13 protein-coding genes, 1 tRNA gene and 1 pseudogene are annotated in these 13705 nt (G+C 48.9%); 10 read left to right on the forward strand and 5 right to left on the reverse strand.

Going from position 1 to position 13705, the window contains the following annotated elements:
• Nucleotides 1–154: 154 nt before the first annotated feature.
• Nucleotides 155–787, reverse strand: coding sequence for a hypothetical protein (locus tag ACIS_RS03030; RefSeq protein WP_238523243.1), 633 nt, complete (start codon nt 785–787; stop codon nt 155–157).
• A gap of 647 nt (nt 788–1434) precedes the next feature.
• Between ACIS_RS03030 and ACIS_RS03035 the strand changes: the two genes are divergently transcribed.
• Nucleotides 1435–1506, forward strand: a tRNA-Met gene (locus ACIS_RS03035).
• 433 nt (nt 1507–1939) lie between these two features.
• Here the strand turns inward: ACIS_RS03035 and fabG are convergent.
• Nucleotides 1940–2677: a 3-oxoacyl-[acyl-carrier-protein] reductase gene (gene fabG, locus ACIS_RS03040; RefSeq protein ID WP_041651499.1), complete on the reverse strand. Its 738-nt coding sequence runs from the start codon at nt 2675–2677 to the stop codon at nt 1940–1942.
• A gap of 256 nt (nt 2678–2933) precedes the next feature.
• Between fabG and putA the strand changes: the two genes are divergently transcribed.
• The 8 genes from putA to terL all read left to right on the forward strand — a co-directional run bounded on the left by putA (nt 2934) and on the right by terL (nt 11344).
• Nucleotides 2934–6077, forward strand: a complete 3144-nt coding sequence (gene putA / locus ACIS_RS03045) for a bifunctional proline dehydrogenase/L-glutamate gamma-semialdehyde dehydrogenase PutA (RefSeq protein ID WP_041651501.1) — start codon at nt 2934–2936, stop codon at nt 6075–6077.
• 877 nt (nt 6078–6954) lie between these two features.
• Nucleotides 6955–7296, forward strand: coding sequence for a hypothetical protein (locus ACIS_RS03055; protein ID WP_012880746.1), 342 nt, complete (start codon nt 6955–6957; stop codon nt 7294–7296).
• A 9-nt stretch (nt 7297–7305) separates the two neighbouring features.
• The gene (locus tag ACIS_RS03060) at nt 7306–7863 is read left to right on the forward strand and encodes a head-tail connector protein (protein ID WP_012880747.1); all 558 of its coding nucleotides are present in this window, start codon (nt 7306–7308) and stop codon (nt 7861–7863) included.
• Entirely contained in the window at nt 7863–8249 is a 387-nt protein-coding gene (locus ACIS_RS03065) for a DUF3168 domain-containing protein (protein ID WP_012880748.1), read from the forward strand. The genes ACIS_RS03060 and ACIS_RS03065 overlap by 1 nt, the downstream gene beginning before the upstream one ends.
• Nucleotides 8224–8631, forward strand: coding sequence for a phage tail tube protein (locus ACIS_RS03070; protein ID WP_012880749.1), 408 nt, complete (start codon nt 8224–8226; stop codon nt 8629–8631). Before ACIS_RS03065 ends, ACIS_RS03070 begins: the two co-directional genes overlap by 26 nt.
• 89 nt (nt 8632–8720) lie before the next feature.
• The gene (locus tag ACIS_RS03075) at nt 8721–9434 is read left to right on the forward strand and encodes a hypothetical protein (protein WP_041651197.1); all 714 of its coding nucleotides are present in this window, start codon (nt 8721–8723) and stop codon (nt 9432–9434) included.
• A gap of 215 nt (nt 9435–9649) precedes the next feature.
• Nucleotides 9650–9778, forward strand: coding sequence for a hypothetical protein (locus tag ACIS_RS05645; protein ID WP_274376773.1), 129 nt, complete (start codon nt 9650–9652; stop codon nt 9776–9778).
• A 147-nt stretch (nt 9779–9925) separates the two neighbouring features.
• The gene (terL, locus tag ACIS_RS03080) at nt 9926–11344 is read left to right on the forward strand and encodes a phage terminase large subunit (protein WP_012880752.1); all 1419 of its coding nucleotides are present in this window, start codon (nt 9926–9928) and stop codon (nt 11342–11344) included.
• A gap of 233 nt (nt 11345–11577) precedes the next feature.
• Here the strand turns inward: terL and ACIS_RS05410 are convergent.
• From ACIS_RS05410 to rpiB, 3 genes and pseudogenes are all read right to left on the reverse strand, one after another.
• Nucleotides 11578–11841, reverse strand: a pseudogene (locus ACIS_RS05410) (tRNA (adenosine(37)-N6)-threonylcarbamoyltransferase complex transferase subunit TsaD); the annotation flags it as partial.
• Nucleotides 11842–11968: 127 nt separating this feature from the next.
• Nucleotides 11969–12676 (reverse strand): bifunctional 2-polyprenyl-6-hydroxyphenol methylase/3-demethylubiquinol 3-O-methyltransferase UbiG, encoded by a 708-nt coding sequence (ubiG, locus tag ACIS_RS03090; RefSeq protein ID WP_012880754.1) that lies wholly within the window; start codon nt 12674–12676, stop codon nt 11969–11971.
• A gap of 105 nt (nt 12677–12781) precedes the next feature.
• A complete protein-coding gene (gene rpiB, locus ACIS_RS03095; RefSeq protein ID WP_012880755.1) occupies nt 12782–13234 on the reverse strand; it encodes a ribose 5-phosphate isomerase B in 453 nt (150 codons plus the stop codon).
• A gap of 195 nt (nt 13235–13429) precedes the next feature.
• Between rpiB and ACIS_RS03100 the strand changes: the two genes are divergently transcribed.
• A complete protein-coding gene (locus ACIS_RS03100; RefSeq protein WP_012880756.1) occupies nt 13430–13672 on the forward strand; it encodes a hypothetical protein in 243 nt (80 codons plus the stop codon).
• Nucleotides 13673–13705 lie beyond the last annotated feature (33 nt).

Here is a 13705-nt window from a genome sequence, read left to right on the forward strand (position 1 = left end):
GCCCCAACTAGCTGGAAAAATCGCTAAATGCCGACAGGCGAAGTACGTTGTTAGTGCGTTAAACGTTCTTGAATACAGAACCCTCTGAGTGACGCTTGTTTCATCACAAATCACAAAAACGTAAAGGGAATTCAGCGAAAATGCCCGTAGCGGCCTACCTGGTCTGGCATTTGCCCAGCGCTATAAGCGCATTTTTGGCGGATTTTTTCTTGTCCTCCACAGCAAGCGTTTCAGAAACAGCTGAGACTTCACATTCTGAAAGTAGTCTCTGATAGCAACGGTTACGCTGGGTCATACGTATAAGGACGAAAGACCCAACAGCAGTGGTCAACCATCCGCAGCTTGCTATTGCCTTCGCTATATTCCACGCAAGCCCACCAACATGCACGCTGTCACTGCTGATTGACGCAATGCTCATACAAATGCTCACAGCCCCCAATGCTATGGAAAAGCAACCGAATATTTTCAGGGTTCTGGATGTCCGCAACCTGGAATAGTATTCTTCTTTGTCCATGTATTGGCTCTCCAGTTGTAACTGCACGTGGCCAGCACTCATGGAGGCAACCTTAGACAAAATCGCACACATTGATGCAAAGCATCCGATAACGGCAAAGTAGCGCGGGGTAGTGATTCCAGAAAGCATGAACCCCAATGATGCAGCTGAAAGGCCAATGACGATTACAGCCTCCGCACATGATGCGAATACATCCACCTTCTCAAGACGCGCCAGTGCCTTCGTATGCGCATGCCCTTGCTGGTTGCGTCGCACTGTGAGATAAGAAGCCATGGTGTACCCACAAATCGCCAGTACGGAAGCTGCAGCAAAAAGTGTGAGACTAGCCTCCCGGGGAACAGTGGGCCATGCCAGTGCGAGGAAGTATGCCATGCATACACAGAACCAGTAGCTTATAAATACCGCGCGGGCTGTGGCGCGCAGCGTATGCGATTGGAGCAATACAACCCTTCTTTTTTGGGGAGCCATCGCCGGTTGGGTGGGGTTGTTAGGCGCGCACTCTTCTTCCTTGACCAACATGGTGAATGTCGTGTCCTTGTAGCGCGTTGGTGACATGGCTCAAGCGTGTTTCAACTTCCCGTAACATTATTGTGCTTCTATACCAACCCAATATTGGGACTTGAAAGCCCCAGCTATTGCGAACGCGATGCACGGTTGACACCCTACTGCGAGACACACCCGGGGAGATTTGCATTCCTCCGGGATGGTGGGCAATCGGGTTTTGTGGTGGGTAGAAACACCCCGATATGGTAAACGAAAATTATGAACAATTGCTGATATTGGGGCACTTAACAGCCTCTGTGGTTGCTATAATGTGGTATCACTGGTGCCAATATTGCCGTTAGTGTTTGAGTGTAAGGTGTAGTGCGCGAATATGCAGGTTGCAACATGGAAAAAGATGTGATATCCCCTTGTCCTCGGGCTAGGTAGCTCAGGGGTAGAGCAGGAGCATCATAATCTCCGGGTCGGGGGTTCGAATCCCTCCTTAGCCACGTTGCCGGGTTTCTATAGTTCGTGCTGCCGGTCACGGGCTCTAAGTGCTTGTGGTCGCGGGTGCAGCCGCCGCAAGCTGTTTGCTCCACGTGCACGGTTGGCCTGTGTGTGCATAGCCTCACGCAATCTAGGCGAGCCGTCGCTGCGCGAATATGGCGAAGGGTTGCGCATAATAACCAAATCCGCAGCAAGTTTCACAATACTAAAAACACGAACAAATCTGGTTTCACTAGTGGAAGAGTGGTGCAGCATTGCTTAAAATCAAGCACTTAATTCTCTATATTAAACTTTGAGTTTAACTAATCACACGAAACAACGCTGCAGAAAGCGTGCCTACCCTGGGGCAACCCCAACCAGAGATAAAGAGACAAGCGGGGTAGGGAGCGCATACCCTTCAAACACCGGCCACGTCACGCCCGGGTGAGCGCCGCCCTAGCACATCAACATGCCACCATTTACGTGTATGGTCTGCCCGGTAATATAACTACTAGCATCACTAGCCAGAAACAAGACCACCGAGGCAATATCTTCAGGGGTGCCCATACGGCCCATGGGTATGTTACCCAAGATGCGTTCCCGCTGTTTTTCAGGTAGCGAGGCAGTCATCGGTGTATCAATAAATCCAGGGGCAACGCAATTTACCGTAATTCCACGAGGCGCAAACTCCAGGGCAAAAGATTTACTCATGCCTATTATACCAGCCTTGGATGCTGAGTAATTCACCTGGCCGACATTGCCAGTCACACCCACGATTGACGAGATGTTGATGATTCTACCGCTTTCGTTCTTTAGCATCGCACGGCACGCACTCTTGTTGATCTTAAACACAGCGCTCAGATTCACCGCTATAACTTTATCCCAATCCTCATCAGTAATGCGGAGCGAGAGTTTGTCGAGCGTTATACCCGCACTGCAGATTACCCCATCGATGCCTGACATGCGCTCAGAAGCCCTATCCACCAAGGTGTCTACTTCCGCACCGTTCAGCAGATCACATTGCAACACATGCGCCTCCGCCGGGCATTGTGACGCAACGCTCTGCAATACATCCGCTTTAGTTCCCGATATGCACAACTTGGCATTCGCCTTGGATAGGGCAATAGATATGGCAGAGCCTATACCCCCGGATGCCCCAACAACCAAAAATCTTCTGCCCGATACATCAAACATCACTACCCCCACACAGCCCTAAGCCGGCACTCGCCTATGGTAACGAATTTGCTCGACAGTCGCAATGCCATTCTGTATTATTGCGGCGCATTTGTGTTTTACTGCTGTGCTTTGCGGGCATTTTGAGCGCAACCGCATCGAGTGGTGCGGGGTTTTTTGGCCCTGGGCCTGTTAGCGTCGTTGCCTGGCACTTGTTATAGCTTGGTTGAGTGTGTGCCTTGCTGTTTTGTTGGTTTTTTGCGGGTAACGGTATATGATGATTAGTTCTCTACAATCACCTAATGAGCTGCGCAAGCGCATGCAGGGGTTGTACAATGCTGATGAGAAAAGCTATACAAGATATCTAGCTGAACGGACTGAAGTATCTCAAGAGTCCAAAGTGCGGATATACAGTCTGGCTAAGCAAATAATAGAAAGGGTGCGTGCCAGCAAGAGCGCTACCATGATAGACGCCTTCATGCAGCAATATGGGCTGTCAACCGAAGAGGGATTGGCGCTCATGTGCCTTGCGGAATCTTTACTCAGGATCCCTGACGACTGCACCATAGACGATATGATAAGGGATAAAATTGCGCGCACCACTTGGAATAAGCACATAGGGCGTTCCGCATCGATATTTGTTAATGTATCTACATTGGCGCTCAGCATCGGTGCGCATATGCTTAGGGAAGTTGATGACTCCCGATGGTACGGCATATTGGGCAACCTGCTGAAAGATATGGGTGAGCCTGTAATAAGAAAAACTGCCCTGCAGGCGATTCAGGTGTTGGGCAAGCACTACGTGTGTGGACGCACAATCGAGGAGGCGATTGCGAAAAGCAATGAAAACGGAAGTTTGTGTTCCTTTGATGTTCTTGGGGAGGCTGCGCAAACTCGCGCAGATGCCGACAGGTACTTTGCTTCTTACATGAACGTCTTAGAGACGTTAGGCGCGGATCCAAAAGCAGGGGCTGAGCTTGAGTCAAGGCATGGAATATCGGTTAAGCTCTCATCCTTGCACCCCAGATATGAATTCGGGCAGGCTGATTACGTATTAAATGACATATCATCTAAGCTGTTAGAGTTGTGTCAGGTTGCAAAAAAGCACAACGTCAGGCTGACCATAGATGCCGAGGAGGCGCGCAGATTAGAGCTGTCTCTCATGATTTTAGACAAGGTGTTTTCCGATAGCTCGCTCAACGGTTGGGAGGGGCTTGGTTTCGTCATACAGGCTTACCAAAAAAGGGCGCTGGCCGCTCTTGATTTTGTGGAGGATGTAGCAATAAGAGCAAACCGCAAGATGGTCCTGCGGCTAGTGAAGGGTGCATATTGGGATTACGAAATTAGAAACGCACAGGAGATGGGGTTGGATGGGTATCCGGTGTTCACCAGAAGGGCGTATACGGATGTCTCCTATCTTGCGTGCGTGCAGAGGGTTTTAAGCAAACCTGGAACCTTTTATCCCTGTTTTGCAACTCACAACGCTTATACCCTATCTTTTGTTCTGGAGATGGCTGACAAAGACCATCCAGGGTTTGAGTTCCAGCGTCTGCACGGCATGGCGCAGGGCCTGTACGACTATGTCACCAAAGAAATCGCGCCCAACGTTCGCTGCCGCGTGTATGCCCCCATAGGCCAGCATAAAGAGCTACTGCCTTATCTAATCAGGCGGTTAATAGAAAATGGGGCCAACGTTTCCTTCGTAAACATGATTAACGATGCGGACATTCCCGCCGAGTCTTTGTGTGCTGATCCGCTGGAGAAGGCAAAGTCCTTTGAATATATGCCGCACCCCAGCATTCCCTTGCCTTCAGAAATGTTCCCGGATGGTAGGATAAACTCCACCGGGGTCAACACCTCTGATTCGCTGTCCATGCTCGCACTGAGTGAGGAGGTTAGCGCGTTTGACAGCACATCCTGGAAGGCCTACCCAATAATTCATGGTCAGGATATTGAGGGAGGAGAGCTTTACGAAGTATTTTCCCCAGCAAGCCTCAGCACCAAGGTGGGCGAGGTGTTATTTGCTACCGCTGAACATGCTCTACAGAGCGTAGATGCCGCACGCAGTTCATTCCACAGATGGAGTAATACCCCAGTGGGCGAGCGCGCCGATATTTTGGAACATGCCGCAGACCTACTTGAGAAGGAAGGGAGGGGCAAGTTCTTCTCCCTGCTGATAAGGGAGGGCGGCAAAGTGATTCCTGACGCAGTTGCGGAAATCCGAGAAGCTGTGGATTTCCTGCGATACTACGCGAGGCTTGCGAGAGACCAGCTTACTGACCCAATAAAGCTCCCGGGGCCCGCAGGGGAAGAGAACTATCTCTACTTTGAAAGCAGGGGGACCTTTGTTTGTATATCACCTTGGAACTTTCCCTTAGCTATTTTCTTGGGCCCAATCGCGGCGGCTCTTGTCACCGGCAATACAGTCATAGCAAAACCGGCGGAACAGACCTCTCTTGTGGCTTACGAGGCGGTGAAGCTACTATATGAGGCTGGGGTCCCAACGGACGTGCTGCATTTCCTCCCTGGGCGAGGGGAAGTGTTAGGTAATGCTTTGCTCAGCAGTCCAAAAATTGCCGGGGTCGCATTTACCGGCTCTACTGAGACTGCTAATATAATCAACCAGGTCATAGCCGGGCGTAGCCACGATATAATCCCGTTGATCGCTGAGACCGGCGGTATAAATGCCATGATAGTTGACAGCTCAGCGCTGCCGGAGCAAGTTGTTGGGGATGTGATTACCTCTGCATTCAAGAGTGCCGGACAGCGGTGTTCCGCTCTCAGGGCGCTGTTCCTGCAGGACGAGATTGCAGATGGGGTGATAGAGTTACTTCTAGGCGCTGTGGCAGAGCTGAGGTTGGGTAATCCCATGTCGCTCAGCACTGACATAGGTCCGGTCATAGACCAGCAAAGCCTCGACATGCTCAATGCCTACGTAGAGGAAATGCAGAAAAAGAAGATCAAACTTTTGTGTAAGGCGGATATTGGCTATCTGCATGGCGGAGAAGAGGGATATTTCTTCCCACCTCATATTTTTGAGATAGAGTCGATGTCCCAGCTCAGTCGGGAAGTGTTTGGGCCCGTACTGCACGTTATAAGGTACAAAAAACCAGACCTGCTGAACATGCTTGATGACATAAACAGCACCGGATACGGGCTCACTTTCTCAATACAGAGCAGGATACAAAGCAGCATCGATGATATTACCGACCGGATAGGGGCTGGTAATGTGTATGTAAATAGACATCAGATCGGCGCTGTGCCGGGGGTACAGCCCTTTGGAGGCCGTGGGCTATCGGGGACCGGCCCCAAGGCTGGAGGCCCGTACTACTTACATCGGTTCTTGACAGAAAAAGCCGTCACGGTCAATGCCGCTGCACTTGGGGGTAGCGTGTCTCTGGTTTGCCTAGAAGATGAGTAATGCTCTGAAAGCGCTTAGGCACTATGCCGCTGTAGGTCCGTACCGGGGATGCGCGGTGGTGCATGGTTTGTATGGCCATGGGGCTGACTGAAGCTGGAGCGCGGCTCTGTGGTGCACGGTAGCCGTGTGTTCACTGGTGGTGGGTTTCGCGGCGGCCGTTTTTGTGAAGCAGTGCTGGGGATAAAGCCGCGTGTAGCTGTGCACGAACGAAGCCCTGTGCCGCCTCGGCGGTGTTGAATGTTGCGATGTGTGTCGGCTAGGATGCGTTAGCTAGGCATGGTTCCCCCGTGCGTGCGCGCCGCCTCCTCCGCGCGTGTTGCATGATAGTGCCGTCAGCGGCAACTGTCTGGAAGCCAGTAGACTATGGATACCCAGAGAACGTGCAGCTGGAGCAGGTTTGTCAAAGCCGAGCCAAGTATTGCCATACCGCATACTCAAGTAGCTGCGGTGCGGGATATTAGCGGAGTGCGCGGCGGCCGCGCTTTTTCTGCTTTCACTGCTTCTATAACTCTTGGCAGGTGTTCTAAGAGGGATTGTCATTGTAAAATCGTTGGAAGATCTGCGTGCAATCTCCCGAATTGAGGGCTGAAGGCACAAGTGCCGCGGGAAGATCGCAGTACGGCACTACTGGGCGCTTTTAGGTTTTCTCAGCTCCATCTCGCGATGCGACTCCCCTCAAGTTCAAGTAAAAGTAGAAAAACCTATCACAAGGCGGCCGCCGTAGTATACGTAGAAAAGCCGCATACGCGCCTTCTATCCAAGTTCTGCAGTTCTGACATTTTGCAGAGCTAACCACAAAAAGTATCAAAAATAAATTGCTTCCTGACAAAAACATCGCACCCTACAATCTTTTTATACTCTATATAGTATGCATAATATGATCCACGAAAGCGGCAATGCGATGGGTAGTAAGCACAACCCCTCATCGAATGCAGTTTCCAGGGAAATTGGCGAGCTTTTTGAGAAAAAAGAAAGGCAGTTTCAAAGTATGTTAGATGGCATTCTACATACATTTCTAGAAGAAATGAAAGATACACTGGCGGAAGAGTTCGCTCAACTATCGCAAAAGGAATACGCAAGGCTACTTGCAGCGCTGACCCTTGATGGCATCAGCAATACAGCGAGCATCTCGAATTTGTATCAGAAAAACTTGGAGATTATCAGCAAGATGATGATGGAAATTATACAAGAAACTCTAAAAAATTTCACTGTGATCTAGGTGGCTTACATGCTAGTAAATTCTGCTTTTCACGTCACGCGCAAAGCGCTACCCACCGATTTTCCCGTCACGTTGACGGAGGTAAAGTCTTTTTTGGGAATAAATAACAACAATGAAGACAGTTTACTGACAGATATTATATCAATGTCTTCAGAATACGCCCAATGGTATATCGAACGGTCCCTCGGTAAGCAAATCTGGGTACTGTCTTATAGCGGCAGCAATATTCCCCAAAAAATATATTTGCCGTTCGGCCCCGTTGTTTCCGTAATATCTGTGGGAATAGTAGCCCACAATGCAACCTTGCGTACCATTTCGGACAAAGAGTATTCCGTTGATAGCCTGCGGTCCAGTATAGTATTCCCCACGGCAATCAGAACTTCGGGAATAGAGATAGTATACGAAGCTGGATACGTGGACGTGCGCGATATTCCAATGCAAATTAGACACGGAATATTACATCATGTAGCGGTTGCATATAAGAGGCGAGATTCCATGACTGTTGAGCAGTTGGCGTTCATCAAGGAAATATACACGCCTTTCAGAGAAGTAAGGCTGGTGCTTTAATGAGTATTGCAGACCTGTATGCCTTGGCGCTGGAGCGCTTAAGATCAGACCATAACGTAAGAAATTTGGTTAGTAGCGTATATGAGCAGGCACCCACCGTTGCAAGCGTGCCATACGCGAATTTGCATATACGCAACTCTGAAGACATAACAACCTTCGATAGAGCGGCCTGTAAGGTGCATATGACATGCTACATTTTTAGTTATAGCATTATAGAAACAATAGAAATTATAAAACACGCCAAAAATGTGCTACAGCGGCTCCTCCAAGAACTTGAGCTTACGTTTATCGGCAGGGGGTATAGGGTGGTGCAAAAGGGGGAGACTTTTCAATCTGCTTTAAGCTTTGAGGTGCTAATCGATGATAGTCCTAAGATTCGGGAATGAAAGCGGCAATTATGTTACTCTGAATGGCATTCAAAACATTCGACTAACGCTACGCAATAAAAATTCTGAGATTAGAAGTATACTCTCAGAGGGGTGGAAAAGATCCCTCAATGGTGCGGGAGATAAAAATGTCGCAGTCCGTGTAACTGGCATTGCAGAACATTCGGCCGCAGAGAGTGTGTTGCTAGAACACTCATTTGAAAATCGCTCCCTAAATTGCACGTTGCTTCTGCATAATAACACCTGGAGGACAAAAGTGACCATGAAGTGCTTTGTTGAGCTATATGAATGGTATTATGAAGCCGGCAACTTTGGCAGTTTTAACGTCGTGCTAATCAGCAACGGACCTGTTCACTGTCACCAAGGCGTAAAAGATAGCTAATTATTAATATATGAAAAAATTAACTATAAGTTTATCTTAAACATGTAGGATTGCGCGTACAGAGCGCATTCTCACGCACAGGCAGGGTAATGTTCCACAGCCGAGCAGTAGGCAGCAAATACTCCCCAGAAGTGAAGCGCTGCATCGGGCTTGTATTGAAGCATGGCACACCCGGCCAAGCAATGATCGTACGCGGGATATTCAAAATCCACCTGCACGCACGCTTATCTACCACTAAGGTAACAATAAAAGATGCATCAAAACCTCAAAAAGTGCATCTATGTGCCCTTGAAAGGCATAAAACACGCCCGCATCGCCATGATAAGTGGGTAGCAAGAGTTCATGCTGCACCCAAAAAGCACATGGTGTTACACTGCCGGCGGTCTCCGCGCAGCACGGAGGACATTATACGCACACTCAAAGCAGAGAGAGCGACCATACGTACCCATAGGCAATGGCAACAAAAAGTGCATTCGACCTCATCTGTGTTCAAAACCATGCTAAAAGTGAAAGTAGCACATGGCATGGATCCAACACAGAGGGCTGGGCAAACCAAGGAATCCAACATTCGTGAAGCCGCAATATATGGCCGTGCACCGAAGCAAAAACCACAGAATAAGAAGGGGATGTCGTTTATTTTTAAACTGCTTATGCACCTGTTGTTTATGCTGATTTTTCCGCTCATGCTCAAGGAGGATGCTATAGTGAAATATGCCCTAAAGGGACTTGAGCATCAACACAGGGAAAAGGAAAGGGAGAAGGACGCAAGCCGCCGTCATGGTTATGCGCGCATAGCACGGTAAACCCCAGATCACAATAGTGGAGAGTGAGGGGCACGAGCGCCGAGGGAAGATCGCAGTGCGGCACTGCCGGGCGTTTTTAGGTGTTCTCGGCTCCATCTCGACGCAGCTCTCCTCAGGTTCAAGTAAAAGTAGAGAAATCTGCCACAAGACAGCCGCCATCATGGTTATGCGCGCGTAGCAAGGTAAACCGTGGATCGGCAGATTGCCATGTAAACATGAGTGTAAGGATCAAGTATGTGGGGCAAGGAAGAAGATATGCCATTACCGGGGCTATGCACAAATATGAGGTAGGTGAGCGGGAGCTGCAGTACGTGGAAAGTGAGGATAAGGGCCGCAGGATGTAGGAACAGTGGAAGGATGCAGGCCGTCATCGCGGCGATGTGCATATGAGGATGTGAAAGCCGAGACTGCAGCAGGATATGAGGGCAAGGATCGTAGTATATGAGGAACGTAGCATATGAAAATATGGGATAAGAACCGGCAGTTATTGTATGAAGTTCATTAAATTTCTAAAGCTTGTATTTGAAACCGTAGCTACTGACAGCCGATATGTCGACAATTGGCACATTAGGGCAATTGCAGACAGATTGGAGGCCGCCTTAGCCGGAAAAATCAAAAGGCTCATCATAAACGTGCCACCGCGATCTATGAAGTCCATATGCGTGAGCGTCGCATGGCCTGCATGGATTTTAGGCTTGAATCCAAGAGCTCGGATCATAGCCGCAAGTTACTCGCAAATTTTAAGTACAAGATTATCAATGGATACTAGGTATGTACTACAGGCTGCTTGGTATCAAAAACTATTTCCAGATGTAGAAATTGCAAAAGATCAAAATACAAAGCATCGCTTTCAAACCACGCAATTAGGATATAGATTCGCCACTTCGGTCGGAGGAACACTCACAGGTGAGGGTGGTAATTTCTTGATAGTGGATGATCCAATGAACCCGCTACAATCTGCAAGTAAGGTGTACAGACAAAAGGTATGTGATTGGTTCAATCAGAGTTTATTGACGCGATTGAATAACAGGAAAAACGGAATTGTGGTCGTAGTCATGCACAGACTACACATAGAAGATCTAACCGGGCATTTACTGGCAAAAAGGGGATATGGTAACGTGTGGCACCATTTATCCCTACCGCTAGTATCCCCCAGAAAAACCACAGTGTACGCCTTTGCCTTGCCACACATATTGCAGGACAGTGGCCAAAAATCCAAGAAGGTACTGTATGTAAGGCAATACAACGAGCCTCTGTACAAGAACATGAGTGCGCAATATATAAAACGCCTCAAGCGGGATGTTGGCACATATGCGTTTTCTGCGCAATACCAGCAATGCCCTATAGATAACCTGGGTAAGGGAATCATAAAGCGCCAATGGTTCAAGCGTTACTATGATACGGCACCGCAGCGCCAAGAGTGTGTTATAGTGCACAGCTGGGATACCGCAAGCGCTGGGACCCGTAATAGCAACTTTAGCGTATGCACAGTCTGGGCATGCAAGCACAGGGACTTCTTCCTACTAGAGGTGCACAAAGTCCAACTCAAATACACCGCGCTCAAGCGGTTAGTTTTACATCTAGCAAACCTCTGGAAAGCGGATACCGTGCTGATCGAAAGCAAGTCAAGCGGTGTGCAGCTTATTCAGGAACTGAGCCATCACATTTCAATAGTCCCAGTCACTCCCATTGGGGCAAAAGATGTTAGAGTTTACAAGATTATCCCGATGATAGAGTCAGGCCACGTACTTCTCCCGCATGAGGCCTCATGGCTAGGTGATTTTGAACAGGAAATATGCTCATTCCCATACTCCAGACACAATGACCAGGTCGACAGTATGGTGCAGTTCCTCCTGTGGATACGTGAAACAATTCTAGCAGAGGAACACCCGCAAATTAGGGTTATGTAGCATTGATAGGGAAGGGGTATCTTGGTGGCATTTGAGATTTTTTGGAGAGTGCACAGAACTCCGGTGCGGCCGCTGAGAATCGTTGTAGTGGAATGTTGCGAATGTGAATTTGGCAGATTTTGGTAGATTTGCTGCAACCAGCTTAATCACATAATATATATTATGGAAAATAAATTCAAATTGCCGATAGAAGCCTGGCATTGTATATACAAACTGCCAATACCGCATACACAGACTACCAAGAATTGGCAGTGCCCCCCAGATATGATTAGCACCAGAAATGGGAATTCAAGGTCATCACGCACCATACGTGCCACCAGCGCATGGGCTTCAAGGTGATTTACAGCAATAATGGGCTTGCCCGCCACGTAGGAAATTGCCTTAGCCAGCATGACCCCGACTATCAGTGACCCTACTAATCCAGGACCTGATGTCACTGCAATCGCGCTCAGGTCACTAAACCCCAGCCCTGCACTGTCCATAGCCCTGGAAACCAAGGATGCTTGGTCTAGGATATCCAGGGGGGGCCTGAGGTAGTCGTTTGGATGATCAGGCTTTATGCGATGTCTGTGCATCGTTCCAGCAGTGTGTTAGTGAGATTCTAGTTAGTAGGGTTGCTAATGCTCATGGTTTCCTCGCAGCAAGAAAGTAATTTACGTCCACATCACCGCTCGTCACGCACCAATCGTCCCGCAACACCCTATACTTCATGCCGCTAATGTCCTGCACTACAACTCCTTGAGCACGCAATATGGCGCATACTTCACTTGGCTTGACAAATTTGTTCCAGCTGTGCGTCCCCCTAGGTACCCACCGCAAAATATACTCCGCAGCTATTACTGCAAGCGCCATAGACTTCAACGTCCTATTCAGCGTAGAAAGAAACAGCATCCCTCCCCTTTTGAGCAACCTACAGGCATCGTTCAAACAAGACTCCAGATCTGTAACATGCTCAACAACTTCCATGAGTGTGACTATATCGTAAACTTCCTGACGATTGGCTGAGAATTGATCCAGATGAGCGCAATGATACTGAATGTCCAAACCTGCCGCGCGTGCGTGCGCCGTGGCAACTTCTATGCTCTCTTGGCTTGGATCCACCCCGGTCACGGAAAAGCCCAGTGACGCCATGGACTCTGCAAATATGCCTCCACCACACCCAATATCTAATAAAGAGCATTTAGAGAGGCCGCTATCTAGCTGTGAAAGTACGTATTTTACTCTCACAGGATTTACTTTGTGCAAAACGGAGAAGCTACTGCCATCCCACCACTCAGACGCCAGATCGGAAAATTTGCGGACCTCCGCATCACCATCAGTACTACAGCGCATATGCCAAGACCGAAAAAGCCCTGAGCTCTATTCGTGATACAGCCGGCACCAGAAAAACAACCGCGGCAAACCGCTGAAAATACGCACCCCATATATTCGCGGCAACTAGCTGCAACTTCCAACTTCCCCCAATTTTTTTACTCTAGCAGAATGCCTACCACCCAGAAACTTAGTGGTAAGAAAGGTATATAGCACAGACTTTGCCACATCAGGATCTATATACCTGGAACCAAAGCACAAGACATTCGCATCATTATGCTCCCTTGCAAGCCTGGCGAATAGCGAATCGTGGCACAGCGCAGCCCTAACCCACCTGCTCCTGTTTGCTGCTATGCTCATCCCTATCCCGGTACCGCAAATCAGCACTCCAAAGCTCGTGTCAGACACGTAATCAACTACTCCGGGTACATAGTCGGGATAATCCACAGCATCATCACTGACGTCACAGCCGCAGTCAGCCACGCTACAACCGAGACCCTCCAGATACGCACCAAGAAGGAGGCGGAGCTGTACACCCGCATGATCCGAAGAAACGAAAACCCTATCTACTACTAGCACAGCGCGCGCTCAAGCCAAGAACCAATAACACACGAGGGCGACTCCCGGCGGGTAGTCTCACCCATATGTCCGATAAAGTCAAAGCAATTATGAGAATATCTCCCCCCCTACCCACTTTTTTCGCTATATTTTTCTTTACAACTAAACTTTTAAAGTGTATTACCGCCTTTGATGTTATACCTCTAGTATATATAGATGCCTGAGATAGGTCACGAGGATCCCGGAGCGATAATAGAGTCCACACTAAGCCACCTAAGTGCCACTAGGGAGTACGCTGAGGCTTTTAGGGGCGACATAGTGAGTGCCTTTAAGTCTAGTGCGCTGCCCGAGGCGCAGTTTCGGTATATGAAAGATCGGGTAGAAAAGTTCTTGAGTCAGATAGACCTGTACGAGAGCATATTCGTCAGTATTAAGGACGCCTATTCCGCAGTGAAGTAGTGGGGCGTACGGCATACGGTGATGGTGGCTGCA

It is taken from the genome of Anaplasma centrale str. Israel, from assembly GCF_000024505.1.
Taxonomy (GTDB): domain Bacteria; phylum Pseudomonadota; class Alphaproteobacteria; order Rickettsiales; family Anaplasmataceae; genus Anaplasma; species Anaplasma centrale.